Source organism: Gibbsiella greigii (genome assembly GCF_039540155.1).
GTDB classification, from domain to species: Bacteria; Pseudomonadota; Gammaproteobacteria; order Enterobacterales; family Enterobacteriaceae; genus Gibbsiella; species Gibbsiella quercinecans.
The window spans coordinates 1-26,525 of the sequence record NZ_BAABEM010000043.1 but is presented as its reverse complement, the minus strand read 5'-3'; the positions used below and the strand labels follow the sequence as shown (position 1 = coordinate 26,525).

Sequence of the window (26,525 nt, the reverse complement as noted above, 5' to 3'; positions counted from 1 at the left end):
AGGCGATTGCGGTTGTCTCTGGATTTCACCCTGTAACCGACAGAAGAATAGAGTAAATGCCAGTGATTCAGTGCCCTGTGTTGTGTGAGTGCAGACAGTGCTGCGTTGTTTTGTTGCGAATAAGTCATTATGATAATTTATCAAGCAATAAGTGAATATCGCCGGGTGTGTATATGATATTTTCGAAGTCTGGTCGCCGGCCATTCCGGCATTATTGCGCAATGCGAGTAATAAACATTAAGATGTGGTTTGCCTGCATGAGTATCGGCCTGGTGCTGGTTTTTAATTTATATTACTTTAATCTTATTAATTCTTGGCCACAAACGTTAATCAATCCAGGCTTTTACATCGATACATTATCGTTGCTTTTCCCTTTGTTTATTTTTTATGCAGTAACGCGGTTAACGATAAACCTTATTTCCGCTTTTTGGATCCGCCTTGGTCTCTATCTTTGGATTGTGGGGCAAAGCTTCGATTTGGCTGACGAGATCGTTTATCAACCTAAATGGGTTGCCTACTTTCTTGAAGATGCCACAAGGTTGGTGGGGATGTTATTTGTCGCTATTGGCGCTTATAAACTGATCGGGAAGATCAATGCCATGTATATGGCGGCGCGGGTCGAATCTTTTAGCGATCAGTTAACGCAACTCCCCAATCGGCGTTTTTTTATTGATACGCTGAGAGAAAAGAAAGGCACTATCGCATTAATGATTATTGATATTGATTTTTTCAAGCAAGTGAATGATACCTACGGCCATATCGTCGGTGATGAGGTGCTTTATAATTTTGGTAAGCTGCTTGCCGGCATGATTGGCGAACAATTTTTTGCCGCCAGAATAGGTGGTGAAGAATTCGCCGTTATTCTTGACGATGTTTCTGAGAAAGAGGCTCAGGCCATTGCGGCGACGATTCTCGCTTCTGCAAGAAAGATACTGGTGAATAATGATTATCCCTTGTCTGTCAGCATGGGGTTAGGGATAAAACATGCAGATGAAACGCAAGATGTGTTGATTAGAAAGGTCGACGAAGCACTATACCGCGCGAAGAAAAATGGCCGCGGCAGAATCGAATGGGCCACAGGCGCAGGTTTCAGTTAATGTTCCTGAGCGGTGGGGGGGCTTAGCGGCATGCCCGCTATCGGCTATTTTCGTTTCAGTTGTAGCCTGCATTATGGGCTTTTTAGGGCCCACCATTGAGGAAACCGTATTATGCTCAGGATACTCGGTAAGTCGTCATCCATTAACGTGCGCAAAGTGCTTTGGCTGTGCGAAGAGGCGACGATTAGCTATGAACAGCAAGATTATGGCGTGGGGTTCACCTCAACGCAGACTGCGCACTTCAAGGCGTTGAACCCCAATGGCCTGGTGCCGGTTATCGTTGATGATGATTTTGTGCTGTGGGAATCTAACACTATTTGCCGCTATCTGGCTGGCCGTGAGCAGCGTGATGATCTGCTGCCGGTGGCGCCCCGGCAACGTGCGCTGGTTGAAAAATGGATGGATTGGCAGGCGACGGAGCTGAATAACGCCTGGCGCTATGCCTTCATGGGGTTGGTGAGGAAAAGCCCAGCGTATAGCGAACAGCCTGCGATTGCGGCCAGCATTGCCGGCTGGAATGCGCATATGGGCATACTGGAAGCCCAGTTGGCGGCAACCGGCGCTTATGCCACTGGCGAAGCGTTTACGCTGGCGGATATCGTATTAGGGCTGTCGGTCAACCGCTGGAAAATGTCGCCGATAGAGCGCCCCGCGTATCCGGCAATCGATCAATACTATGCGCTGTTAAATCAGCGGCCTGCCTTTCAACGATATGGCAATAATGGCGAACCCTGACTGGTCGCATGGGTTATTGGTTTATCAGGACGGTTCAATACAAAACGCACGGTTTGCACCATGCCTTTATAAGGCTTGTTTTTCTCAAACTGCCATTTTGCGACCGCTTGGATCACGGCACCGTCAAACAGGTAATGCGGTTGGGATTCAATAATGCGTATCTGGCTGACTTTGCCGTCAGCCCCCACATCGTATTCAAATTTAACATGGCCGGTTAGGGCGTTAGCCCGCGCATACGCCGGGTACAGTGGATATTTGGCGCTGAGTAATTTAGGTTTGTTGATATCTCGCTTTGCAGGAGGTGCCGTGTGGGATGTGCAGGCGCTTAATGGCAAAGCCAGTATGGCCGCCAGCATCAGAGGTTTGATCATCATTTCAGTCCTTTGCTGAGAATGGTTTTCATTATAGTGTTGGCCGTGAGCCAAGGCTATATTTTTATGTTGCTTACCAGCATGTTAGCCATAATTCCTGCCCATCGAAAGGCCATAGCTATTCTGTCTGTTAGATTCCACTTATCGATTCAATAAAGCATACGTATTGGAAAGCTATCTAAAACCCCTGTACTTTGGTTCCTGTCATTAACCCGGAGGAAATAGATATGTCTTTGATCAATACCAAAATCAAACCATTCAAGAACCAAGCGTTTAAAAATGGTGAGTTTATTGAAGTTACGGAGAAGAGCGTTGAAGGGAAATGGAGCGTATTCTTCTTCTATCCTGCCGATTTTACCTTTGTTTGCCCAACTGAACTGGGTGATGTTGCCGATCACTACGAAGAATTCCAGAAACTGGGCGTAGACATCTATTCCGTTTCCACCGACACCCACTTCACCCACAAAGCGTGGCACAGCAGCTCCGAAACTATCGCTAAAATCAAATACGCGATGATCGGTGACCCAACTGGCGCACTGACCCGTAACTTTGACAACCTGCGCGAAGATGAAGGCCTGGCTGACCGTGGTACCTTCATCGTTGATCCAGAAGGTATCATCCAGGCAATCGAAGTGACTGCAGAAGGTATTGGCCGCGATGCATCCGATCTGCTGCGCAAAGTGAAAGCTGCACAGTACGTTGCCAGCCATCCAGGTGAAGTTTGCCCGGCTAAATGGAAAGAAGGCGACGCAACGCTGGCTCCTTCTTTGGATCTGGTCGGTAAAATTTAATTACCTCGCTTTTTTTGCTATTCACGTAATCGGGTGCATTGCACCCGTTTTTCTGCCAGGGAGACATCATGCTCGACACTACTATGAAAACCCAACTCAAGGCCTATCTTGAGAGATTGACCAAGCCTGTTGAGTTGATCGCCGCATTGGATGATAGCGCCAAATCATCCGAAATCAGGGAGCTTCTGGCAGACATCGCTGGATTGTCAGAGAAAGTTTCTTTTGTTGAAAAAAACGATCAACCCGTACGTAAACCGTCATTTTTGGTGACCAATCCCGGTTCTGAACACGGCCCGCGTTTTGCCGGTTCTCCGCTGGGGCACGAGTTTACTTCGCTGGTTTTGGCCCTGCTGCAGGTGGGCGGGCATCCATCGAAAGAAGCGGAAACGCTGCTGGAGCAGATTCGCCAGCTTGATGGCGAGTTCCACTTTGAAACCTATTATTCATTAACCTGCCACAATTGCCCTGATGTGGTTCAGGCGTTAAACCTGATGGCGATCATTAATCCGCGTATTACGCATACGGCGATTGATGGCGGCGCTTATCAGAACGAGATTCAGGAACGCAATATCATGGGCGTTCCGGCGGTATTCCTCAACGGCAAGGAATTTGGCCAGGGCCGCATGACGTTGAGTGAAATCGTTAACAAAATCGACACAGGCGCGGAAAAACGCGCTGCGGCGGAATTAAGCAACCGTGATGCTTACGATGTACTGATCGTCGGCAGCGGCCCGGCGGGCGCAGCCGCCGCGATATATTCCGCACGCAAAGGCATCCGTACCGGCCTGATGGGTGAACGCTTTGGCGGCCAGATTCTGGATACCGTGGATATCGAGAACTATATTTCCGTGCCTAAAACGGAAGGGGCTAAGCTGGCTGCGGCATTGAAAGTACACGTCGACGATTACGCCGTAGATGTGATCGACACGCAAAGCGCCACCAAATTAATTCCTGCGGCGGGCGAAGGCCAACTGCACCAGATTGAAACCGCATCGGGCGGCGTATTAAAAGCCCGCAGCCTGATCATCGCCACCGGGGCGCGCTGGCGCAACATGAACGTGCCGGGCGAAGAGCAATATCGTACCCGCGGTGTTACTTACTGCCCGCACTGCGACGGCCCGTTGTTTAAAGGCAAACGCGTGGCGGTTATCGGCGGCGGCAACTCCGGTGTGGAAGCGGCGATTGACCTGGCGGGTATTGTGGAGCACGTTACGCTGCTGGAATTTGCACCAGAGATGAAAGCCGACTCGGTACTGCAGGATAAGGTCCGCAGCCTGCCAAACGTCGATATCATCCTGAATGCGCAAACGCTGGAAGTGAAGGGCGATGGCGCCAAGCTGACGGGGCTGCAGTATAAGGATCGCGTTACGGAAACGGTGCACGATCTGTCGCTGGCGGGTATCTTCGTACAAATCGGCCTGTTGCCGAATACCAACTGGCTGGAAGGCACCGTTGAGCGCAATCGGATAGGTGAAATCATCATCGATGCCAAATGCGAAACGACGGTTAAAGGCGTATTTGCCGCTGGGGATTGCACCACGGTTCCTTACAAACAGATTATCATTGCCAGTGGTGAAGGCGCCAAAGCCTCACTGAGCGCCTTTGATTATCTGATCCGTAGCCAACCGGCAAAATAAACGGCGCGTATAGCTATTAAATTAGGCGGCATACCCATGCCGCCTTTTTGCGTGCAAAACCAGGCCAGCAACAAAAACGCCTGGCAAAATCTCTTTACCTCCGCTTTTCATACCACATACGAACTAACCCCCGGCGCGATATGTCCAATCATTTTTAACGGCGAGGCTTATTGGCAATGAAGAAATTTTCAGTGGTGATCGCGTTGTGTATGGCAGTGTTGTTGGCCGGCTGTGCCGACAGTGGGCGCAGTGGCCAGGGGGAAGGAACCACGGTGCATGGCACGATTAGCATGGGCACCACAATTCACTGACAGCCCCATGATATCTCCGGTTGTGAAGGCACAATCCCGGCCGATGGGGCTGTCGGCATTATTGTGTATGTTTAAATCCGCGGGGGGTTATGCGCCGCGTTGAAAATCCATGCGGATAAACTGTTTGCCGTTGGGGAGGGTGGTGCTTTCCTGGCCTATGCAGCCAAATCCGGCAGCGCGCATTGATGCTTCCAGTGCGCTTTCCTCGATATCAAGATGGATGGAAGCGACCTCCTGCAGATTATCCAGATAGGGAGACTCAGAGACAAAATTGCAACCTTTGTTTTTTTGGATAACACAGGATACGTATTTGATTTTGTCGTTGCTGACCAATCTGGTGAAAGCCGGCAGGCCGATGTATTCAATCAGCAGGTTGGCGACAACCAATTCGCTGTCCGGCAGGGTGGTGTTTGCATCGCTCAAATCCAGATTTAACAGGATTAAGGTGTTTTTTAATTCAGGATAACGTTCGGCACAGGCGGATAAATAGTTTTCATTTACGTCCACGCCATAAGCTTTCTGTATCTTTTCCGGGTTAATATGCTCCAGCCCGTTTCCACCGGCAACACCAAGGATGCAAATAGTTTCAACCGGGAAATTATTCAATTGGCCGCGCATAATTTCATTTAGCGTTTGCAATTGTTTAACATTATCGAGTTTCATATGGGATTCATAAATAGATAATGAAACCTTTTCCCAAGGATTTGACATATTGGTTTTCCTTATTTTTTTGTGAACAACAGTTCATTTACCAATAGGCCAGTATACAAAATCAATAAAATTATTCCCTGGTGGGGATATAAAGCGATATGTTTGGTTTTTTTATCTTCCGTTAGCGTAAAAGACTAAAAATTCGTCGATAGAAAAAGAACACGTTACGGTTTAATAATAATGATTATTGCTCAGCGGCAATATGCCCGCAGCTGTGGCGACGCCTCGGCCTTTAACTGATACAGGTGCTGTGGCCTTCCGGTTGAGCCGTTCAAAACGCGGGTGCTAAGAATGTTGATTTCAGTAAGATAAATCAGGTATTTGCGGCACGAAATGCGCGAAACGCCAATCGCATGGGCCAATGCGTCGGTGGTGAACTCTGCACCGTTCTGGCACCCAATCCATTCGCAAATCGTACCGAGGGTGATGCTGGTCAGTCCTTTTGGCAGCTTGGGGGTTTTATTATTGCCGCCGGGTAGCCGGCGCAACAGGCTATCAACTTCGTCCTGGCCGCAACATTCATGCCGAGCCAAAAGCTGTAATTGTTGCCGATAGCGTTCCAGCGCGGCTTTAAAACGGCTAAACGGCACCGGTTTTATTAAATAATCCACCACCCCATAGTGCAAGGCACGGCGCACCGTATTGGCGTCCCTGGCCGCAGAAATAATAATCACCTCTGTTCTTTCCTCCCGTTTACGTAATATCGGTAACAGTTCAAGTCCGTTTTCCTGATGGACATGGATATCCAGCAGTACCAGATCGATCCGGATCGTGTAGTCACTTAACAGCATTAGCGCCTGTGCCAGCGTGGCAACGGCCGCGTGGCAGTGAAAGCCGCTTATTTGGCCCAAATAAGCCATGTTGAGTTGGCTTATTTTGGGGTCGTCTTCAACAATTAGTACGTTAATCATGGATGCAGTTCTTGCCTTGGTTCCATATCTACATTGCCGCCCGCTGCATCATGCCATGCGTAAACCTGTTCGCGCCGTCGTCGGGGCAAGTCTGCGCTCACAAAGGCAGGGGGCTGGCGCAATCCCTGTGGCTACAGTGTAAATGATTATCCCGAAGGGGAAAGTGCGAATTGCTGATTGGGCACAGGTCGAGTCAATGGTGCCCGTATTTTACGCCGTAGTAATTGATCAATGGTTTCCAAGTGGAAATCATATTGCTAGTATTATGCCTGTAATTTGCTATTAAGATTTCTTTTTTGCAGTCAATTGGCAATAGGATACACAGTTATGGCAACAGTAAATCGAACGGGCTCTCCCAGCCCCCTAGAGGATGCATTGTCTCGTTTGCAATGTGTGTTGGTGGCACGGCGTACCCGTTATAACCCGGAAACCGTCACATGGGGCCAGTACGATATTCTGGAACTGCTGCGCCTTCATGGCGCGGCGACGCCTTCTACATTGGGCGAGCGTTTGGGCATGGCGCGCACCGGCGTATCTAAAGCTTTGCGCGTGCTGAAAGAGCAGGGGCTGGTAGCGCAGGCGCCGGCCGAAGGCGATCGCCGTGCGCAAGTAACGATACTGACCGCGCTTGGCGAGGATTTCCTGGCGCGCGCCGCCAGTGGGCGCCATGATGCTGCTCAACGCTTGGTAGGGGCCTTGACGCCGGGCGAACAGGCTATCTTCACGGAGCTGTGCCATAAGGCAAGTGCCGCGCTGGAGAGCGAGGGGCTTCATGACATGGCCGGCCGCCGATGAGCACTCAGAATAATCACCGGCACGCTATCGAAATCTTCGGCGCCCGTGAGAATAACTTGCAGAATATCAGCCTGCGTATCCCTAAACAGCGTATTACCGTGTTTACCGGCGTTTCCGGTTCGGGCAAATCCTCACTGGTGTTTGGCACCCTGGCCGCCGAATCGCAGCGTCAACTGAATGAACACTACAGCGCCTTTGTTCGCCACCGCCTGCCACATTATGGGCAGCCGCAGGTGGACAGCCTTAAAAATCTGCCGGCTTCAATTGTTATCGATCAAAAACCGCTGGGCGGTAATGCGCGCTCAACGGTGGGCACGGTAACCGATATCCAGCCGTTGCTGCGGCTGTTGTTTTCACGCGCTGGGCAGCCGTTTGTCGGCTACGCGAATACCTTTTCCTTCAATCACCCCCAGGGCATGTGCCCGGAGTGCGAAGGGCTTGGGTTGGTCAACCAACTGGATCTCACGCGGTTGTTTGATCGTCGCAAATCGCTGAACCAAGGGGCGATTAATTTCCCCACCTTTGCCCCAGGGACTTTCCGCTGGAAGCGTTATGTGTGCTCAGGGCTGTTTGATAACGACATGCCACTTCACGACTATAGCGAGGCGCAGTGGCAAACCCTGCTGTATGCCGACGATCTGCCCGTGCCGGCCCCGTTGCCGGGGTGGCCAGCCACCGCGCGTTATCAGGGCGTGGTGCCGCGCTTGCGGCGTGCCTATCTGGATCACGAACCCTGCCGCCTGAGCCAGGCGGAGCGGGAGGGGCTGGCGCATGTTATCACTCGCCAAATCTGCCCGGTGTGTGGCGGCGCGCGGCTCAATCCAACCATTTTGTCTTGCCGTATCCAGGGGAAATCCATTGCCGATTGTGCAGCGATGGACGTGGCGGACTTACTGGCGTTTATTCGCAGTATCAATATTGCGGCGGTAGCCAGCGTGGTGGCGGGTATTGCCGAACGGCTGGCGCTGATGGTGGCGATTGGCCTGGGATATCTGAGCCTGGCGCGTGCGACGGCCAGCCTGTCTGGCGGCGAGTCGCAACGGGTCAAGATGGTGCGCCATCTTGGCAGTAGCCTGGCCGACATTGCCTATATTTTTGATGAGCCGAGCGTGGGGCTGCACCCGCGTGATGTGCGCCAGCTCAACATACTGCTGTGCAGGCTACGTGACAAAGGGAATACCGTCCTGGTGGTCGAGCACGATCCTGACGTGATCGCCATAGCCGATCATGTGGTGGATATCGGGCCGCGGGCCGGTAGCGCGGGCGGTAACGTGGTCTATCAGGGCAGCTATGCCGGCTTACGTCAGGCCGACACATTAACCGGCCGCTGCCTGGCACAACGCCCAACGCTTAAGCGTCCGCTTCGCCAGCCAACGGGCCAACTGCCACTGTGCGACCAGTCATTACATAGCCTGCGGCGGGTGAATGTCTCTTTTCCGACCAGCGTGCTGACCGTGGTAACCGGAGTGGCTGGCTCCGGTAAAAGTACCCTGGTCAACCACCTGTTGCCGCGCGCATACCCCCACGCGGTGTTGATAGATCAGCGCGCGCTGGCCGCAAACCGCCGTTCTTCCATCATCAGTTATCTCGGGGCGCTGGAACTGCTACGCGCGCAGTTTGCCCGCAGCAGCGGCCGGCCAATCAGCCTTTTTAGCAATAACGGCCAGGGGGCGTGCCCGATATGCAAGGGATTAGGGCTGGTGCAGACGGATCTGGCTTTTATGGACAATGTGGAAACGCTCTGCGATGCCTGTGAGGGCACCGGGTTTACTGCCGCTGCGCGCGCCGTATTCTGGCAAGGGCTGAATATTGCGCAGGCGTTGGCATTATCGGTGGAGGCCGCGGCGCAGCGTTTTGCTGCGTATACAGCCATTGCCGTGCCATTACAGCGCCTGGCGCAGGTGGGGCTGGGGTATGCCTGCGTGGGGCAGCGGCTGAACACGCTCTCCGGCGGTGAGCGGCAGCGTTTGAAACTGGCCGCCAGCTTAGGTGGTGCGCATCCACTGTATGTTTTTGATGAACCAACCAGTGGGTTGCATATGGCAGATGTTGCGCGTTTGCTGGCGGTATTCGATGATTTAACTGCCCAGGGGAGCACGGTTATCGTGGTGGAGCATAACCTGGATGTTATCGCCCATGCCGACTGGCTGGTTGAAATGGGGCCGGGTGCCGGCAAGCAGGGTGGGCAGGTGATTTTTAGCGGGACGGCAACCGAGATGCTGGCTTCCCCGGCATCGGTGACGGGGCCATTCTTGAAACGGCATCTCAGCGGGCACGGTTGATATTGGCCTGGGCGATAAAATCCAAAAATGCCCGCAGCGGCGGCGCCATATGGCGCCGGCTTGGGTAGTAAAGGTAAAAGCCGGGGAAGGCGGGCGTCCACTCCGGCAGCAACTGCACCAGCCGCCCTTGAGCGATATCATTATCAACCTGATGCGCAAACTGGTATGCAATGCCTGCACCGGCGCACGCCACCTGGGTGAGCATCGCCGGCTCATCGACCATCAACGGGCCATCGACCACTACCTCCAGCTTTTCATCTCCCCGCTCGAACTCCCAACGGTACAGGCTGCCGTCGCTTGGCCGCCGATAACCCAGGCAGCGGTGGTGGACCAGATCCTGCGGCCGTTTGGGCTCTCCGGCGCGCGCCAGATAGGCCGGGCTGGCGACCACTTTCATCACTAAATCGCCGCTCAGGCGGGTGGCGATCATGTCCTGATGCAGCTTTTCGCCCAGGCGAATCCCGGCGTCGAAGCGCTCGGCGACAATATCAATCAACCGCTCCTCGGTCACGATATCCATGCGCACATCCGGATATGCCAGTAAGAACTTGCCCAGTATCGGCGCCAGATAGGTGACGGCGGCAACCCGTGAGGTATTCAGCCGGAGCACGCCGGCAATGCGTTGCGCGCTTTGTTTCGCGTCCAGCACCGCGCCTTCAAGCTCCTGCAGCGCCGGCGCCAGCCGCCGTATCAGCCGTTGGCCGGCCTCCGTAGGGGCAACGCTGCGGGTGGTGCGGTTAAGCAGGCGCACGCCAAGGCGCTCTTCCACCCGGCGAACCGTTTGGCTAAGCGTCGAGGCGGTAACACCCAGATGGGCCGCGGCCCGGGTGAAGCTGCCATGTTCCACGATTGCTGCGAAAGCACGCAGTTCAGCGTATTCAGTACCGCGCATTATGTTTGTTTCCCCACATAGCCTGCTTGGTTTTTTCATATTTTTTAAATAATAGCAAAAGTCTATTGTTGCCTGGATGAAAGAAACCAACACAAGGGAGCAACAGATGGGGCGATTTAGCGACAAAAACATATTGATCACCGGGGCAACCAGTGGCATTGGCCGTGCTGGGGCGCTGCGTATCGCGCATGAAGGCGGGGTGGTGATCGCCACCGGCCGCAACGCGGCGAAGCTTGCAGCGCTGCGGCGGGAACTTCCAGACAGCGCGCGGGTGATTTATAACGATGCAGCGGCGCCAGAGTCCGCAGCCGAATTGGTTGCGCTCGTCAGTGAGGTCGGGCCGTTGGACGGCCTGTGGCTGAATGCGGGCTATGCCGCCGTCGGGGAGGTGGCGCAGGTTACGGCCGCAGCTTTTGATGCCATGATGAATGCCAATGTCCGTGGGCCTGCGTTACAGCTGGCGCAACTTTCCACGCAGCTTAACGACGGCGCATCGGTGGTTGTCACCGCATCAACATCGGCCTATGAGGGGGCGGCCATTGCCAGCCTGTATGCCGCCACCAAAGGTGCGCTTATCTCGCTCGCACGCTGTTGGGCTTCGGCGTTGGGGCCACGAGGGATTCGGGTGAATACCCTGGTTCCCGGCCCGATCGCCACGCCTTTTCGGGATTTTATGGCCCCGGCTTTACGCGCGAGTTTCGAGGCCGAGGTGGCCGGGCGCCTGGCTTTGCCACGTATTGGCACCGCCGAGGAAGCCGCCGCGATCGCTTTGTTTTTGTTGTCTGACGAGGCGGCCTTCGTTACCGGCAGTCAGTATCTGGTCGACGGCGGGCTCACCCTGCTATAGGCCTGCGTGGGCGATTCTGTGGGGATAGGCAATAATGAACTCCACGTGGACGATATTGTCTGGATCTCTGTAAAGGGCAAACAGCGTCACGGGGCATATCGCCAGTGCCGCCAAGAGGCTGGCGCCTGTGAGCATTGCGCATTATTCGGATCAGTTTGCTTTTTATTCTGTTTGATAAAACAAGAGGATACCGTAATGACATTTAACGTACTGGGCTACGCCGCGCAGTCATCGAAAGCGCCGCTGGCGCCGTTCCATTTTGAACGCCGTGAACCGCGTGAAGATGATGTTGTGATTGAGATTCTCTACTGTGGCGTTTGCCATTCCGATCTGCATCAGGCTCGTAACGACTGGGGCTTTAGCCAGTATCCGATCGTGCCGGGGCATGAGATCGTCGGGCGCGTGGCCGCAGTCGGCGCGCAGGTCAGCAAATTCAAGGCCGGCGATCTGGTGGGCGTTGGCTGTATGGTGGATTCGTGCCGGGAATGTTCGCCCTGTAAAAAAGGGCTGGAGCAGTATTGCGAACAGGGCAATGTGCAGACCTATAACGGCATCGATCGCCACGATCATAGCGTGACCTACGGCGGTTACTCGCAAAAAATCGTTTGTTCGCAAGACTTTGTATTACGTGTTCCTGAGAACCTGGATTTGCAGGCGGTGGCGCCATTGCTGTGTGCGGGCATCACCACCTGGTCGCCGCTGCGCCGTTGGGGGGTAACCAAAGGCAGTAAGGTCGCCGTGGTGGGGCTGGGCGGGCTGGGGCATATGGCGCTCAAGTTGGCGCATGCGCTGGGCGCAGAAGTGACGTTGTTTACCCGCTCGCCAGGCAAAGAAGCTGACGCCAAGCGCCTTGGCGCCGACCATGTGGTGATCTCCACCGATGCCAAACAGATGGCGGCGGTGAAAAGCGAGTTTGAACTGATCATTGATACCGTGCCTTACATTCACGATATCAACCCGTATATGCCCACGCTGACGCTGGACGGCACGCTGGTGTTTGTCGGTTTGCTCGGTGATATCGATCCGGTGTTGAACACGATTCCAATGGTATTGGGGCGCCGCTCGGTCGCCGGTTCCTGCATTGGCGGCATCGCGGAAACCCAGGAAATGCTGGATTTTTGCGGCGAGCACAACATAACGGCGGATGTTGAACTGATCAACATGGATGAGATCAACCACGCCTATGAGCGGATGCTGAAAAGCGATGTGAAATACCGCTTCGTGATTGATATAAAAACGCTGGCCGCGTAAGGCGATTGGCGGGCAGACCGGCGGCGGGCATTTTAAGCTTTCGCGGCACGGTTGTGACGCAGGCCAGCAAACGCGAACGGGACGAATGGCGGCGCGAATGCCAGATCATTCAGCAGGATCCGTTCTCGTCGCTCGATCCACGCATGCGCATTGCCGCGATACTGGCCGAGCCATTGCTGCTGGAGACGGCTATTACCCGCAAGGCGCGCGAACAATGGGTGCGTGAGGTGTTGCACGAAGTAGGGCTGGGCGAAAACTTTCTGACGCGCTATCCGCATCAGCTTTCTGGCGGGCAGCGGCAGCGGGTGGTGATCGCCCGTGCCATTATTCGCCGGCCCGCGTTTATCATCGCCGATGAGCCGACCTCGGCGCTGGACATGACGGTGCAAAAGCAGATCCTGCAGTTGTTGAAGCGGCTACAGGAAAACTACGGCTTTGCCTGCCTGTTCATCACCCATGATTTAGGCGCGGTGGAGCAAATCGCCGATCGCATTTTGGTGATGGAGCAAGGGCGGCTGGTGGAAAGCGGCTGGAGCGATGACGTGCTGGACGCGCCGCGCCATCCTTATACGCAACGTTTGCTGAACTGTTTGCCGATGCTGAAGCCGCTGGCGGGCGGCGGTTATCAACTGCAGCAGCAACCAGCCGGCATGGGCGGGAAATAGCCTGCCGCCGGTTTAGCGTTCGTTTTGGCTGATGATGGCAAGGCGCGCGCGATACCCGTTGCGGATGTGTTGGCAGGCGGCCTCTTGCGCGGCGGCGCAATCGCGGCGGGCGAGGGCGTCGACTATCGCCTGGTGTTCCTGTTTGGCTTCTTCGGCCCGTTCCGCAAGCGCATAGGTTGTGCCGCGCAGCAGCGAGAGGTGAATGCGCAGGTTATCAAGCATCTCGTTAAGATAGGGGTTATGCGTGGAACGATAAATTTGCCGGTGAAACTGCCGGTTATGATCGTGCAGGGCTTTACTGTCCGTCAACGTTTGTTCGGCGTTGATCAAATCCTGCAACAGCGCAATCTCTTCATCAGAGGCGCTTGAAACGGCCAATTGCATCGCGAGTTTTTCCAACCCTTCGCGCACGGCGAACAGCTGGCGCAGCCTTTCATAACTGATATTGGCGACAATCAACCCGCGCTGCGGCCCCGGCTCTGCCAGCCCGAGCGTTTCCAGCCGGTGAAGCGCTTCACGTATTGGGGTTCTGCTCATGCCAAACTGTTCCGCCAGCCGCGTTTCCTGTAAACGCTGGCCGGGTAAAAGCTCGCCTTTTTCAATCGCGGCGATCAGTACTTCAAAAGGTGACATTGTCACGATTTCATCGTTTTGTTTTAATTTCATGTTTTTTTGAGTTTAATTTAAATTTTTCAAATTATTAACGCTGGAAACGTTCGCTCTATTGCCGCGGTAACCGCGTTATCAGCGGCGGCTGGCCGCTTTGGCTGAACGGCGATTCGGGTTTCTGGTGCCGGCAATTATGGCAGGTTTTACCGTTTACGCACCTGCCCAGACGGGTCGCCTTGCTCCTGTTGCGCGCCGGCAGTGGATTAACGGCCGCTTTGCTAATTTTGTTCTTAACATATCTAAAAATCATCTTTTGCCCTGCTTATCGGCACTGATATGTTTAGCTCAATATTAATTGTATACAAATGGATTCAATTACACATCAACTTGTTTTTCAACACTTATTTTGTTGGCTGGCAACAGGAAAACGGTAATGGCAATCACAGACGCTGCGGGAACGGCCCGCACCAGGGGCACGCAGCTTAGTCATTTTATTCATCATGCGCATGCGCTTGTTGTTCCATCCGCAGTGCAGCACGAGGCCAAACGCGCGTTGATAGACTTTCTTGGCGTGGCTCTCGGGGCGGCAAATGACGATGCGGTGTGTGCGGTGCGCAAAGTCGCCGGCGCCTGGAATGCGGCAGGCGACGCACGGATTTTTTTGGGCAAGACCACCACACCGGCCCTAGCGGCGTTAATCAATGCCACGATGGCGCACGCGGCGGATTATGACGACACCCATCCAGCCGGTGCGGGCCACCCTGGCGGGCCTTGCTGGTCAACTGCGCTGGCGATGGCGCAGGCGCACCCGGTGAGTGAAGAGCGTGTGCTAAATGCCTTTATCGCCGGTTTTGAGGTGATGGCGAAATTGGGCGGCGGTTGGGTGCCGGGCGTCGGGCGTAATTTGCAGCGCCGTGGTTTTCATCCGACCTCGGTTGTCGGGCGCGCAGGGGCAGCGGCGGTTGCTTCTTCCATTCTGGGGCTGACGGAACAGCAAATCCGTAACGCGCTCGGCGCGGCCGCTACCATGATGGGCGGTTTACAGAAATCTTCCGGTACCCACGGTAAACCGTTCCATGCGGGGAAAGCGGCGATGGACGGTATTCTCGCCGCGCAACTGGCTACGGAAGGGTTTGTCGGCGCCCATCATTTCTACGAAGCGGATGGCTGGGTGAAACACTTTATTCAGGACGGCAACGTAGAAATCCCACCGCTTGATTTCGGCAAGAACTGGGAACTGCTGACCAACGGATACAAGCTGTATGCCAGTTGCCGCGGAACCCATGCCTCGATTGAAACCGCCCGGCAAATTTACCCGCAGATTAAAGGGCGCCGGATCGCGCGGATTGCGGCGAAGGTGCACCCCATGGGGATGGTCAATGCCGGGATCATGGATCCGAAAACGCCGCTGGAGAGCAAATTCAGCATTCCCCACTGCATTGCGTTGGCGCTGAGCGGTTATGCCCTGACCGATACGGATTTCACCCAACAAACGGTGGACGATCCGAATGCACGCGCCTTGCTGGCGCGCCTGTACGTGGAGGCCGTCGAAGGCCAGTCCGCCAGCTCGGCGTTTATCGATGTGTGGCTGGAGGATGGCGAACACCTGCGTGCGCACACGGACGTGTATCGCGGCCACGCACAAAACCCGCTGACGGACGCAGAATTGCGCGCCAAATTCGACGCGCTGACGATTCCGGTGCTGGGCGCCACACGTAGCGCCGCGCTCTATCAGGCGGCGGCGCATTTTGAGCAGCCTGGGGCCCTGGCGCAAATCACCGCGCTGCTTGCCGGCGATTATTAATTCTTTTGCAAGGAAATTTGTTTCATGACCATTGCCCGGCAATTTGCCGAAAATCTGTTGCGCTTTTCCCGCCAGGCCTTTTCGCCGGCGGCGCAAGAGCAGGCCCGGATTGCCATCATTGATACGTTGGGCGTCACGCTGGCAGGCGGCGTTCAGGACGGCGCAACCAAACTGCGGCGCGTGGTGCTGCCTTCCGCCGCCGCAGGGAAAAGCCGTATTTTCGGCACCGACCTGCGGCTGAACGCCTTGGATGCGGCGCTGCTTAACGGCGTGTCGGCCCACCTGTTGGATTTTGATGATTCCAATTCCTGGCTGCACGGGCATATTTCTGTGGCCGTTCTGCCAGCCCTGCTGGCGTTGGCCGATGAGCGGGAACTCAGCGGCGATGCGGTGCTGCTGGCTTATCTTACCGGCTATGAAACCGCCGTGCGGATGGGCAAGGCCGTTAGCCCGTATCAATACCGGCACGGTTGGCACCCGACGACCACTGTGGGGATTTTCGCCGGCGTGGCGGCCTGCGCCGTTTTGCTGGATTTGAATGAGGAACAGACGGCAACAGCACTGTCGATTTGCGCATCTCTGGCTTCCGGCATCAAGTCCAATTTCGGCAGCCAGACCAAGGCATTGGTGGTTGGGCAGGCCGCACGCAGCGCCGTTATGGCGGCGCGGCTGGCGCAGGAGGGCTTTAGCGCCGGGCAAACGGCCTTTGAGCATCACCACGGTTATTTCCATGTGTATAACGGCATCGACAATGTGGATTCGACGCCGTTAACGCAACGCTGGGACGGCACGCCGCATATTCTCGATACCGAGAAAAGCAATAACTTTAAATACGTTTCCTGCTGTTACGCCATTCTGTCGCCGCTGGATGGCGTGTTGGCGCTGCGCGAACAGACCGGCCTCGATCCGGAGCAGGTGGCGGGCATTGCGGTGCGGGTGCATCCGATTCGTTTTCCGCATATCAACATACCGCAACCGGAAAATCCGCTGGCCGGCAAATTCAGCCTGCACTATTGCGTGGCGCGTGCTTTTGTCGCCGGAACTCTGGCGCTGGATGATTTTATTGAGCATGCACGCTTTGCCGATCCGGCAACCCAGGCGCTGATGCGCAAAGTGACGTTGGGCTGCCATGATGATGCGGCTACTCACCGCGCAGAGGTCACGCTGACAACCACCGACGGGCGGCAATTTCACCAGATCATTTCGGGGGCGCGTGGCTCCAGTGCGGACAACCCTTTGCCGGCGGGGTTGCTGGCGCAAAAATTTCTTGATTGCGCCGGCCGCGTTATGCCGCAAGAAGCCGCGCAGGCGCTGTACCAGCGGTTGTTGCAGGACGATTATCGCTGAATGGAGCGGCCATGGCATTACAGATGATCCCGGCGGAAATCACGCCGCTGTTTGCAGGAGTGATGGTGTGCTGCAGCTTTCTTACCTCGGCGTTGACGGCCGCGATGGGGCTTGGTGGCGGCACCGCGCTCTTGGCCGTCATGGGCCTGGGGATGCCGGTGAGCAGCCTGATGCCGGTACACGGCATGGTGCAGTTGGGTTCCAACCTTAGCCGAACCCTTATTCAGCGGGCTTATGTGGTCTGGCCGTTAGTGCTGTGGTTTTTACTCGGCAGCGCCGTTGGCATTGCGCTTGGCGCGCCGGTTGCCGCGATCATCCCGGACAGTGCGGCGCGCATCGCGCTTGGGGCATTTATCCTGTGGTCGGTGTGGCATAAGCGTGGCGAGGCCAAACTGCTTAATCGGCCGTTGTTCATTATTGGCGGCGGCATCAGCAGCATCGGCACGATGATTGTTGGCGCCACCGGCCCGATGGTCGCCGGGCTGATTAGCTCCCAGGGGCTGAAAAAACAGCCGCTCATTGCCACTCATGCCACCTGCATGGTGCTTCAGCATGGGCTGAAGATTTTGGCATTCGGCTTGATGGGGTTTGCCTGGGCCAGTTGGTTGCCGATGTTGGCTGCGATGATCGCCAGTGGCGCCTTGGGAACCTGGCTTGGCACCCGGCTGCTCGATAACTTGCCGGAGAAGTTGTTTCGCCTGGCGTTCCGGCTGACGATGCTGTTGTTAAGCGTGCAACTGCTCTGGCAAGGCATCCAGGGCTGGGGCGCTTAGATCATTTTCGCATTTGCTCTGGCGGAACCCTTCTTTGCCAAGACACGACGTTGCGCCAAACATAGGTGTACCGATGAGTTATAAATTTTAAAGCTTAATAAATACAATTAATTAATGGGAATAGGGGACGCTTATGTTGAAAAGAACCAAGTCATACGCCGCCGTCTTGCTGATCGCGTTAGGCCACCTTGCCTTTTCGGCTCATGCCGAGCAGGCCCCGGCAACCGATGGCGCCACGCTAAAGAAAATTAAAGCGCGTGGCGAGCTGGTTTGCGGCGTGCATCCCGCTCGCCACGGTTTTTCGTCAATCGACGGCAAAGGCAACTGGGCCGGGTTGGATGTGGATTTTTGCCGCGCGCTGGCGGCGGCGGTGTTTGGCGACGCCAACAAAGTGCGTTTTACCCCGCTGTCGACGGCGCAGCGCTTCCCGGCGATACAGTCCGGCGAGGTGGACGTGCTGTCGCGCAATATCACGGCTTCCCTGAACCGCGATGTGTCGCTGGGGCTGAATTTCGCGCCGCCTAACTTTTACACTGGCACCGGCTTTATGGTTCGCGCCGATAGCGGCGTGAAAAAAATCGACGATCTGGACGGCGCGACGGTGTGCATCACCCCGGGCAGCAGCACTGAACAAAACGTGGCGCAGATTTTCACCGCCCGCCATCTGCATTACACGCCGGTGGTGATTGAAAACAACAAAGAATATGTCGCCGCCTATCTGGCCGGGCGCTGCGACGTGATCGCCCGCGACAAGGTAGCGCTGCCTGGCATTAAGAATTTTGATGCGGACAAGCCGGACGACCATGTGATCCTGCCGGGCATCTATTCGAAAGAACCGCTGGCGATGGCGGTACGCAAAGGTGATGACCAATGGTTCGATATCGTCAAGTGGGTGGTTTACGCCACATTCAACGCCGAGGAGCTGAAGGTCAGCCAGGCGAACGTTGACGAGCAACTGAAATCGGCCGATCCGGATGTGCAGGGGCTGTTGGGCGTCAGCGGTGATTTTGGCCAGCGGCTGGGGCTGGATAATAAATGGGTTTACAACATCGTCAAGCAGGTGGGGAACTATGGCGATATCTACAACCGCCACTTTGGCCCACAAAGCACGGAGCCGCTGGATCGCGATCTCAATAATTTATGGACCAACGGCGGCCTGCTGTATGGCTTACCGATTCGTTAATGACGCGCCCCTGGTTGCAGGGGCTATGGCCCGTACCCGTTGCAGATACTGAAATGATAAAACAATCCGACCGCTCCAGCGCCTGCATTACGCAACCTGAAACGCCAAAGCTGGCTGGGGCGTTTCGTTTATCCACCCTGTTGGCGAGCAAGACCGCGCGAGCCTGGTGCTACCAGTTTTTATTGGCGTTGCTGCTGGCCGGCGTTGCCTGGTGGCTTTACAACAACGTGGTCGACAACCTGCGGGCGCAGCGTATTACCACCGGCTTTGCCTTTCTGGAACAGAGCGCGCAGTTTGCCATCGGCGAGACGCTGATTGATTACACCCCGCGCGATAGCTACGCGCGCGCGGTGCTGGTCGGTTTGCTCAATACCCTGTATGTGACGGTTTGCGGCATTGTGCTGGCGACCACGCTGGGGTTTATCGTCGGCCTTGGCCGGGTATCTAAAAACTGGCTGTTGGTAAAGCTGGCCGAAGGTTATGTGGAGCTATTGCGAAATGTGCCGGTGATATTGCAGGTGATCTTCTGGTCGGTGCTTATCCGTAACCTGCCGGCGCCGCGCGCGGCGATTGAACTGTTGGGGGCAGGCTATCTGACCAACCGCGGCCTGACCTTTACGATTTTGCAAGCGCACCCTGGCTGGCTATGGACGTTCTATGCATTGTTGGCGGCGCTGGTGCTGAATGTCGGCCTTTCGCTGCTGGCCCGCTTGCGCGCCGCGCTGATTATCGGGTTACCGTTGCTGGTCTGGTTGCTGAGCGGCGCGCCGCACGAGCTCGATCGGCCGGCGTTGAGCGGCTTTAACTTCCGCGGTGGCTTTACCATCAGCCCGGAATTCACTTCGCTGCTGCTGGGGATCGCCCTCTATTCTTCCGCATTTATCGCGGAAATTGTGCGTGCCGGCATCCAGTCGGTGCCGAAGGGGCAGCTTGAGGCTGCGCGATCGCTGTCGTTTTCTCCCTGGCATATGGTCCGCCATATCATCATCCCACAGGCGATGCGGGTCATGGTGCCGCCGCTCGCCAGCCAGTACGTCAGCCTGGCCAAGAACAGCTCCATTGCGGTTGTGGTGGGGTACCCGGAGTTGGCGAATATCAGCAATACGTTAATGAACCAGACCGGGCAGGCGCTGGAGGCTATCGCCATCATGATGGTGGTGTATTTGATTATCAGCAGCGCCATGTCATTGCTGATGAACCTGTTTAACCGTTACGTCGCCATTAAAGAGCGCTGAGGATTGGCCATGCAACATTCTGCGATTGATTGGCTGCGCCACAACTTGTTCAGCAACCTGATGCAGACGGTGCTCACGTTGACGCTGCTGGCGCTGATTTTCTTTGTGGGCGGCAAGCTGTTGCACTGGGGGATTACTGACGCCGTATTCACCGGCGGCGCGCAGGAGTGCCGTGTGGCTGCCGGGGCCTGTTGGGCGGTGATTGGCGAGAAGTACCGGCCGATTCTGTTTGGCCTGTATCCTTATGAACAACAGTGGCGGCCTGCGCTTTGCATGCTGATTTGGTTTGCCAGCGTGGCGCTCTCCCTGTCGCCGGTCTGTTGGCACTCGCGGCTGCTGTGGCCGTTATGGGGTGTTTCACTGGCGGCGATGTCGCTATTGATGAGCGGCGGGGTTTTCGGGCTGGCGCCTGTTCAGTCTGCCGACTGGGGCGGTTTGCCGCTAACGCTGCTGCTGTTTTCCGGCACGGTGGTGATCGGGATGCCGGTTTCGATGGCGCTGGCGCTGGGGCGCCGTTCACCGTTGCCTTTCTTGCGCGGTTTATCGGTGATATTTATTGAAGGGTTACGCGGCGTACCGCTGATCACCATCCTGTTTGTGGCGGTGAACGTGTTCCCGCTGTTTTTGCCAGCGGATATGGAAGTGAACAAACTGCTGCGCATTGTTATCGGTATCGCGCTGTTTTTTGCCTGTTATCAGGCTGAAGTGATCCGCGGCGGCCTGCAGTCCGTGCCGCGTGGGCAGTATGAAGCGGCGGCGGTACTGAACCTTGGCTATTGGCACACCACCACCAAAATCATTCTGCCGCAGGCGCTGCGTATCTGCCTGCCGGCGGTGACCAACCATATTATTGCTGCTATGAAGAACACCTCATTCGTCATTATTATCGGCCTGTTCGACGTGCTGACCGCCACCAGCGCAGTGATGCAGGATCCGCAGTGGCGCCGGTATTACATCGAAACCTACGTGTTTATTGCCTCCATTTATATTTTGTTCGGCCTGATGCTTTCCCGCTACGCCATTTGGGTGGAAAAACGCATCGACGCCAACCGCAACCCAGAGGGAACCTTCTGATGCCCGTAGATCTCATTATTGAAATTAATGCCGTCAGCAAATGGTATGGAAAATTTCAGGTACTTAATGATGTGTCGCTCAATGTGGCGAAGGGGGAACGCGTGGTGATCTGCGGCCCATCCGGCTCGGGAAAATCGACGCTGATTCGCTGCATTAACCGGCTGGAAGAACACCAGCAGGGGCGGATCCTGGTCAACGGTATCGAAATGAATGACAACGTGCGGAATATTAACCGTATTCGTCTAAGCATCGGTATGTTGTTTCAGCAGTTTAATCTATTCCCACACCTTAGCGTGCTGGACAATCTGACCATCGGCCCAAGGTTGGTGCGGCAGATGAGCCAAAAGCAGGCGACGGATCTTGCCATGCACTATCTGGAAAAAGTCCATATCGGCAACCAGGCGCACAAATTCCCGTTGCAGCTTTCCGGCGGCCAGCAGCAGCGCGTGGCGATTGCCCGTGCGCTGTGCATGCAGCCGGAAATTATGCTGTTTGACGAGCCCACCTCGGCGCTGGATCCCGAGATGATTAAAGAGGTGCTTGATGTGATGCTGGATCTGGCTGAAGGCGGAATGACGATGATGGTGGTGACCCACGAGATGGGGTTTGCCCGCACGGTGGCGGACAAGGTCATTTTGATGGCCGACGGGCGGATTGTGGAATCCGCGCCGCCGGAGCAGTTCTTTAACCGGCCGGCGCACCCGCGCACCCAACAGTTCCTGGAGCAAATTTTAAGCCATTAAGCGGCGCGAATTGGCGAAAGCGCGGCAGGCAAGGGGGCCAAAATGCAAGTGCGATGCACACGGCCCCCTTGCCTTGGCTGTAGTTTAATTAAGGACATAAAATTCCGTACACCAAGGAACTACAGCCTACTTTTTCTTTAATCCTGCAATTCATATCGTTAGGGCATCCCGATTTTTTGAGGAGCTTGCCATGACGAATTTCACTGATTCACTGCGTATAGGCGTTCCGCCCGAGCAACTATCCAGCCGTGTACACACCGTGGTGCAGCAGGCAGTTGACGAGCAGCGGTTGGTCGGCGCTGTCATTCTGATTGCCCGCAATGGCGAGTTGATCCACCAGCAAGCGGCCGGTTTTGCCGACCGGGAAAGTGCGCGGCCGATGGCCCTGGATGCGGTCTTCCGGCTGGCTTCTGTCAGTAAGCCCATCGTCACCACCGCTGCGCTTGTGCTGGTGGCGCAGGGCAACATCGGCCTTGACGATCCTATCGCAAGCTGGCTGCCCGCGTTTCAGCCTCACCTGGCTGACGGCCGCCCGGCCCGTATCACCCTGCGGCAGTTGCTTAGCCATACCGCCGGTCTTGGCTACCGCTTTTTTGAAGCCGATGCGCATGGCCCCTACGCGCGAGCCGGCGTGTCGGACGGTATGGATGCCGCGGCCATTAGCCTGGCGGAGAATTTGCGGCGCCTTGGCCGCGAACCGCTGCTGTATGAGCCCGGCACCGCCTGGGGCTATTCACTGGCGACCGATGTGCTGGGGGCGCTGATCGCGCGTATCCACGGTACGCCGTTGGATGAGGCGGTGCACCGGTTGGTCACAGGCCCATTGGGCATGGCCGATACCGGCTTTGTCGCCCGCGATCCGCAGCGCGTGCCCACCGCCTATGTGAACGATACGCCACAACCGCACCGGCTGGCAGAGGGCGAGACGGTTTCGGCTTTCGAAGGCGCGGTTGGGATCGCCTACAGCCCGGCCCGCATCTTCGATCCGCAGGCCTTTCCCTCTGGCGGGGCCGGCATGGCGGGCAGCGCCGGGGATTTTCTGTGCCTTCTGGAAGCCTTGCGCCAGGGCGGTGGCGGGCTGCTGCCCAACGAACTGGTGGAAGAAATGGGGTGCGATCAGATTGGCGGATTGGAACTGCCTGATGCGCCTGGCTTCGGTTTCGGCCTGGGCTTTTCTGTATTACGCGATCCTGCTCTTGCGGCTTCGCCGGAATCGGCAGGCACTTGGCGCTGGGGCGGGGCCTACGGCCATTCCTGGTTTGTGGATCGGGTGCAGGACCTTAGCGTTGTCGCCTTCACCAACACACTGTATGAAGGCATGAACGGCCGTTTTGTTACGGATTTACGCGACGCGGTTTACGGCGCGCTGGAGGTGCAATGATGGCAAACTCTTCCCGCATGGCAGCGATGGGGTTTCGCCGCGGTTCTGCGCTATCCGAACCTCTGACTGGTGGCATCGTCGGTAAAGTGGGTGTGGCGCGCTCCGTGGCGGATACGGCATGGCAAAGGCCGGATTAGGTGTTGGTTGGAATCATTGAGAGCGTCCTTCCTTCGCCCAGTACGCCAATGCCGCGATGGGCAGCGCAACGCCAAAGCCGGATGCCCACGCCCAGCCGCCGTGGGCATAAGCCCAGGCGCCGATCGCCGAGCCAATCGCTCCACCGATGAAGAAAGTGGTCATGTAGAGGCCATTTAACCGGGCGCGAAATTCTGCGCCCAGGGCGAAGATGGCGCGCTGGCCCAGCGTCATATTGGCCGATACCCCGAAGTCGAGCACGATAGCCGCCAACACCAGTAGGCCCAGCGACCAGGACGATCCCGGCGTGGCGATGTGAGTTAGCAGGAAGCCCGCCGCTACCGCCAGCATGGACAGTGCCGTAGCCGCGCGGCTCCAGCCCCGATCGGCGACGCGGCCTGCAATGGGTGCGGCGATGGCTCCGGCCACGCCGGCGAGGGCGAATAGGGCAATCCCCCCCTGTGAGAGGCAGAACACCGGCCCGGCAAGCAACAGCGGCGTGGTTGTCCAGAATAGGCTAAAAGCTGCGAATAGCGCAGCGTGGTAAAGGGCGCGCCGGCGCAGCACGGGTGTGGCGCGCGCCAGGTGGCTCATTGATACCAACAACTGAAGGTAACGCAACCGCCCGGTGGGAAAGCGTGCCGGCAGTTGCCAGGCCAGTATGCCCGCCAGCAGCGCCATGGCTACCGCAGAGATGAAGAAGATTGTATGCCACGATGAAAGCTGAGTGATAAAGCTTGATACCGGGCGGGCCAGCATGATGCCCAGCATCAGGCCGCTCATCACGTTGCCCACGACGCGCCCACGCATTTCCGCTGGTGCCATGTGCGCGGCATAGGGCACCAGTACCTGCACCGCCACGGTTCCAACACCGATACCCAAGGCCGATAGCAGGAAGGGCAGTGGATGGGTGGATAGCCCCGCGCCCAGCAGCGCCAGCGCGGCAATACCTAATAACGCCAATGTCAGCCTACGGTTTTCGATCAGATCGCCCAAAGGCACGATCAACAGCAAGCCGAGGCCGTAGCCAATCTGCGTCAGCGTTACGATCAGCCCGGTTGCTTCGCCTGACATTCCGAGTGCGGCACCGATCGGCCCGGCCAGCGGCTGGGCATAATAGATATTGGCGGCAATCAGGCCGCAGGCAGTTGCCAATAGCAGGAGCAGCCAGGGGGAAACCGTATGGGGCAGGTTCACTGCCGCTTTGGGGGACGCTGGAATGTTCATCGGAATCTCTTCAATAAGGGAATGTTAATTTCCTAAATGGGTAAAAAAATCAGCCCAACAATTTCAGCGCAGCATCGGCCACCGCCTGCATCTCCTGTTTGCTGCGGCCAGCCTTGCCGATGACGCGCATGCCTTGCAGCACGCACAGCATTAAACGAGCCGTGGTCTGATAGTCCAGCGTTGTGGGAATCGAACCATCAGATTGGCCCTGTTGGATCAGTTCGCCGAGCAGTGCTTCACTTCTCTCCAGCGAACCTGTGACACGTTGTGCAATCTCGTCATCGAAGGTAGCCAATTCGGCCGCACTACCCACCACCAAACAGCCCAACTGCCCTTGCGCACCGTAGGATGATGCGGCGAAGAAATTCAGGGCATTGCGCAACCGCTCACGGCCATTGCGCCCTTGGTTAATTGCGGCACGCAACTGCGTATCGCGCACCGTCTTGTAGCGATCAAATGCCGCAAGGAATACCGCCCGTTTGTCCTTGAACGCCTTGTAGACGCTACCGGAAGCCAGTTCCATCGCTGAGGTCAGATCGGCAATGGAGGTGGCATGGTAGCCACGCGCACAGAACACCCGCACGGCTTTATCCAGCGCATCGTCCATATTGAACTCGCGCGGCCGGCCGCGGCTGCGGGAGGGGCGGTTTGGCAGATGGCCAGTAGCAGACATATGCGTTTTCCTAAATTAGGGAATAATATTTCCCTAATTTAACACGAAATCGGTTTTGCACAAGTCAATGACGGGTTGCTCACTGGGTTAACGGGTATTCTGGCGCAGTTACAGCAAAAGTCAGGCATAGCGCGTTTCACCCCACATGACAGCGACATATCCACTACAACCCCCGTGGGGAAAGGATAAAAATCAACGCCAGCAGACAAATTAGGTGCTGGTAAGGACAAAATTAGCGGCTCCCGTCGAAGCGCGCAGGTGCGGGATTGGCGGTGATTTTAATGTAATGCTTCAAAGCCGGAGGACGCGAAACGCCCCGAGGGTCGCCGATGAACGGGAGTTTCATGAAGGGCGTCGTGGATATTTCAACCCGCCATGTTGTATCGCCAATAAAACTGAACTCAACTGCATTTGGGTGTATGTTCAGATCAGTAAACGATCCTGTCAGGTATGCGCCACCCAGTGTCAGTATTTCTTTCGCTCCATCATTCAGGTCGAGTAGTGCGATTTTTAGCGCTTCTTCATAGGGAACGTCATCAGTAAGAAATAACAGCAGCCGTTTATCATCCACCTGAACAGCCGCTTCTATCACCTGTACAGGAACCATGATACCCGTACTTTTTTTAGCAATCAGGACTTCATATTTTCCCATTGCTGTCGGCGTGGGTTCTTCCCTGAGTTGAAGTGTAACGTTGTCTAGCAGCTTAAACATAGTTAGTCCCAGAACCCGCTGATTTCCCATGCGGCAATCGCACCGCCAACAAAAGCACCAACAACCACGCAAACAGGTGCGCCTGGTCCACACATCAACCCCGCCAACGCTCCTCCACCCCAAGCACCTGCAATCCCAGCACTACTGATGGCAAGTTGTCGTTGAGTCTCAAACACTCTATCCTCGGCTTCATAGATCTGGTAAACAGTGATCTTGCCCAGCAACGGTGGACACAGCCTTAAGCGAGGTTGCTTTCCTCAAATTGCACAGGGCTTAGCCCGCCGTTGGCACTATGCCGTCGGTGCCAATTGTAGTCTATCTCAATATACTCGA

Annotated in this window: 28 protein-coding genes and 1 pseudogene; 20 read left to right on the top strand and 9 right to left on the bottom strand. The window is 56.0% G+C overall.

Annotated elements, in window-relative coordinates; all coding sequences use genetic code 11:
* Window positions 1-257 precede the first annotated feature (257 nt).
* Entirely contained in the window at window positions 258-1,097 is an 840-nt protein-coding gene (locus AC559G_RS18825) for a GGDEF domain-containing protein (RefSeq protein ID WP_498913863.1), read from the top strand.
* Between the two features lie 111 nt (window positions 1,098-1,208).
* Window positions 1,209-1,832, top strand: a complete 624-nt coding sequence (locus tag AC559G_RS18820; RefSeq protein WP_498913861.1) for a glutathione S-transferase family protein — start codon at window positions 1,209-1,211, stop codon at window positions 1,830-1,832.
* Here the strand turns inward: AC559G_RS18820 and AC559G_RS18815 are convergent.
* Window positions 1,802-2,206, bottom strand: a complete 405-nt coding sequence (locus AC559G_RS18815) for a TonB family protein (RefSeq protein WP_498913859.1) — start codon at window positions 2,204-2,206, stop codon at window positions 1,802-1,804. The two genes, AC559G_RS18820 and AC559G_RS18815, sit on opposite strands and share 31 nt — an antisense overlap.
* 224 nt (window positions 2,207-2,430) lie before the next feature.
* Here AC559G_RS18815 and ahpC point away from each other — a divergent pair, with 224 nt between their 5' ends.
* The 3 genes from ahpC to AC559G_RS18800 all read left to right on the top strand — a co-directional run bounded on the left by ahpC (window position 2,431) and on the right by AC559G_RS18800 (window position 4,942).
* Window positions 2,431-2,994, top strand: a complete 564-nt coding sequence (ahpC, locus tag AC559G_RS18810; protein ID WP_438597227.1) for an alkyl hydroperoxide reductase subunit C — start codon at window positions 2,431-2,433, stop codon at window positions 2,992-2,994.
* Window positions 2,995-3,062: 68 nt separating this feature from the next.
* On the top strand, window positions 3,063-4,631 hold the full coding sequence (ahpF, locus tag AC559G_RS18805; protein WP_498913857.1) for an alkyl hydroperoxide reductase subunit F: 1,569 nt from the start codon (window positions 3,063-3,065) through the stop codon (window positions 4,629-4,631).
* 176 nt (window positions 4,632-4,807) lie between these two features.
* Window positions 4,808-4,942, top strand: a complete 135-nt coding sequence (locus tag AC559G_RS18800; protein WP_268993539.1) for a hypothetical protein — start codon at window positions 4,808-4,810, stop codon at window positions 4,940-4,942.
* 87 nt (window positions 4,943-5,029) lie between these two features.
* Here the strand turns inward: AC559G_RS18800 and AC559G_RS18795 are convergent, their stop codons facing one another.
* Complete coding sequence (locus AC559G_RS18795; RefSeq protein ID WP_121553800.1) at window positions 5,030-5,653, bottom strand: methyltransferase type 11; 624 nt, start codon at window positions 5,651-5,653, stop codon at window positions 5,030-5,032.
* A 191-nt stretch (window positions 5,654-5,844) separates the two neighbouring features.
* The gene (dcuR, locus tag AC559G_RS18790) at window positions 5,845-6,564 is read right to left on the bottom strand and encodes a response regulator (protein ID WP_498913854.1); all 720 of its coding nucleotides are present in this window, start codon (window positions 6,562-6,564) and stop codon (window positions 5,845-5,847) included.
* A gap of 375 nt (window positions 6,565-6,939) precedes the next feature.
* Here dcuR and AC559G_RS18785 point away from each other — a divergent pair, with 375 nt between their 5' ends.
* The gene (locus AC559G_RS18785; protein WP_462616029.1) at window positions 6,940-7,359 is read left to right on the top strand and encodes a MarR family winged helix-turn-helix transcriptional regulator; all 420 of its coding nucleotides are present in this window, start codon (window positions 6,940-6,942) and stop codon (window positions 7,357-7,359) included.
* Entirely contained in the window at window positions 7,356-9,641 is a 2,286-nt protein-coding gene (locus AC559G_RS18780) for an excinuclease ABC subunit UvrA (protein ID WP_498913852.1), read from the top strand. The genes AC559G_RS18785 and AC559G_RS18780 overlap by 4 nt, the downstream gene beginning before the upstream one ends.
* Here AC559G_RS18780 and AC559G_RS18775 read toward each other — a convergent pair.
* Window positions 9,625-10,533: a LysR family transcriptional regulator gene (locus tag AC559G_RS18775; protein WP_498913850.1), complete on the bottom strand. Its 909-nt coding sequence runs from the start codon at window positions 10,531-10,533 to the stop codon at window positions 9,625-9,627. The two genes, AC559G_RS18780 and AC559G_RS18775, sit on opposite strands and share 17 nt — an antisense overlap.
* A 106-nt stretch (window positions 10,534-10,639) precedes the next feature.
* On the opposite strand from AC559G_RS18775, the gene AC559G_RS18770 reads away from it, so the two are divergent.
* The 3 genes from AC559G_RS18770 to AC559G_RS18760 all read left to right on the top strand — a co-directional run bounded on the left by AC559G_RS18770 (window position 10,640) and on the right by AC559G_RS18760 (window position 13,296).
* Window positions 10,640-11,380 carry an SDR family oxidoreductase gene (locus AC559G_RS18770; RefSeq protein ID WP_498913848.1) on the top strand — a complete coding sequence of 247 codons (741 nt, stop codon included), beginning with the start codon at window positions 10,640-10,642 and terminating at the stop codon, window positions 11,378-11,380.
* 195 nt (window positions 11,381-11,575) lie between these two features.
* Complete coding sequence (locus tag AC559G_RS18765; RefSeq protein WP_498913846.1) at window positions 11,576-12,631, top strand: NAD(P)-dependent alcohol dehydrogenase; 1,056 nt, start codon at window positions 11,576-11,578, stop codon at window positions 12,629-12,631.
* 5 nt (window positions 12,632-12,636) lie between these two features.
* Entirely contained in the window at window positions 12,637-13,296 is a 660-nt protein-coding gene (locus AC559G_RS18760; RefSeq protein ID WP_498913844.1) for an ABC transporter ATP-binding protein, read from the top strand.
* 12 nt (window positions 13,297-13,308) lie between these two features.
* Here AC559G_RS18760 and AC559G_RS18755 read toward each other — a convergent pair whose 3' ends face one another.
* Window positions 13,309-13,929, bottom strand: coding sequence for a GntR family transcriptional regulator (locus AC559G_RS18755; RefSeq protein WP_498913842.1), 621 nt, complete (start codon window positions 13,927-13,929; stop codon window positions 13,309-13,311).
* 409 nt (window positions 13,930-14,338) lie between these two features.
* Between AC559G_RS18755 and AC559G_RS18750 the strand changes: the two genes are divergently transcribed.
* The 9 genes from AC559G_RS18750 (at window position 14,339) to AC559G_RS18710 (ending at window position 23,582) form a co-directional block, all read left to right on the top strand.
* Window positions 14,339-15,709, top strand: a complete 1,371-nt coding sequence (locus AC559G_RS18750; protein ID WP_498913840.1) for an MmgE/PrpD family protein — start codon at window positions 14,339-14,341, stop codon at window positions 15,707-15,709.
* Window positions 15,710-15,733: 24 nt separating this feature from the next.
* The gene (locus tag AC559G_RS18745; RefSeq protein WP_498913838.1) at window positions 15,734-17,056 is read left to right on the top strand and encodes an MmgE/PrpD family protein; all 1,323 of its coding nucleotides are present in this window, start codon (window positions 15,734-15,736) and stop codon (window positions 17,054-17,056) included.
* Window positions 17,057-17,067: 11 nt separating this feature from the next.
* Window positions 17,068-17,829 (top strand): sulfite exporter TauE/SafE family protein, encoded by a 762-nt coding sequence (locus AC559G_RS18740; RefSeq protein WP_498913836.1) that lies wholly within the window; start codon window positions 17,068-17,070, stop codon window positions 17,827-17,829.
* Window positions 17,830-17,962: 133 nt separating this feature from the next.
* A complete protein-coding gene (locus AC559G_RS18735; RefSeq protein ID WP_498913835.1) occupies window positions 17,963-19,012 on the top strand; it encodes an amino acid ABC transporter substrate-binding protein in 1,050 nt (349 codons plus the stop codon).
* A gap of 53 nt (window positions 19,013-19,065) precedes the next feature.
* A complete protein-coding gene (locus tag AC559G_RS18730) occupies window positions 19,066-20,247 on the top strand; it encodes an amino acid ABC transporter permease (RefSeq protein ID WP_498913833.1) in 1,182 nt (393 codons plus the stop codon).
* Between the two features lie 9 nt (window positions 20,248-20,256).
* A complete protein-coding gene (locus AC559G_RS18725) occupies window positions 20,257-21,321 on the top strand; it encodes an amino acid ABC transporter permease (RefSeq protein WP_498913831.1) in 1,065 nt (354 codons plus the stop codon).
* On the top strand, window positions 21,321-22,064 hold the full coding sequence (locus AC559G_RS18720) for an amino acid ABC transporter ATP-binding protein (RefSeq protein WP_498913830.1): 744 nt from the start codon (window positions 21,321-21,323) through the stop codon (window positions 22,062-22,064). Before AC559G_RS18725 ends, AC559G_RS18720 begins: the two co-directional genes overlap by 1 nt.
* 190 nt (window positions 22,065-22,254) lie before the next feature.
* Window positions 22,255-23,445 carry a serine hydrolase domain-containing protein gene (locus tag AC559G_RS18715; RefSeq protein ID WP_498913829.1) on the top strand — a complete coding sequence of 397 codons (1,191 nt, stop codon included), beginning with the start codon at window positions 22,255-22,257 and terminating at the stop codon, window positions 23,443-23,445.
* On the top strand, window positions 23,442-23,582 hold the full coding sequence (locus AC559G_RS18710) for a hypothetical protein (RefSeq protein WP_498913828.1): 141 nt from the start codon (window positions 23,442-23,444) through the stop codon (window positions 23,580-23,582). The genes AC559G_RS18715 and AC559G_RS18710 overlap by 4 nt, the downstream gene beginning before the upstream one ends.
* 13 nt (window positions 23,583-23,595) lie before the next feature.
* On the opposite strand, the gene AC559G_RS18705 is transcribed toward AC559G_RS18710, so the two are convergent.
* Window positions 23,596-24,807, bottom strand: coding sequence for an MFS transporter (locus AC559G_RS18705; RefSeq protein WP_498913826.1), 1,212 nt, complete (start codon window positions 24,805-24,807; stop codon window positions 23,596-23,598).
* Window positions 24,808-24,856: 49 nt separating this feature from the next.
* Window positions 24,857-25,480, bottom strand: coding sequence for a TetR/AcrR family transcriptional regulator (locus AC559G_RS18700; RefSeq protein WP_438598004.1), 624 nt, complete (start codon window positions 25,478-25,480; stop codon window positions 24,857-24,859).
* A gap of 81 nt (window positions 25,481-25,561) precedes the next feature.
* Here AC559G_RS18700 and AC559G_RS18695 point away from each other — a divergent pair.
* Window positions 25,562-25,704 (top strand): annotated as a pseudogene (locus AC559G_RS18695) (tyrosine-type recombinase/integrase); the annotation flags it as partial.
* A gap of 8 nt (window positions 25,705-25,712) precedes the next feature.
* Here the strand turns inward: AC559G_RS18695 and AC559G_RS18690 are convergent.
* Window positions 25,713-26,192, bottom strand: coding sequence for a hypothetical protein (locus tag AC559G_RS18690; protein ID WP_498913824.1), 480 nt, complete (start codon window positions 26,190-26,192; stop codon window positions 25,713-25,715).
* 238 nt (window positions 26,193-26,430) lie between these two features.
* The coding region (locus tag AC559G_RS18685) for an IS3 family transposase (protein WP_498913688.1) at window positions 26,431-26,525 on the bottom strand (95 nt) is incomplete at its 5' end.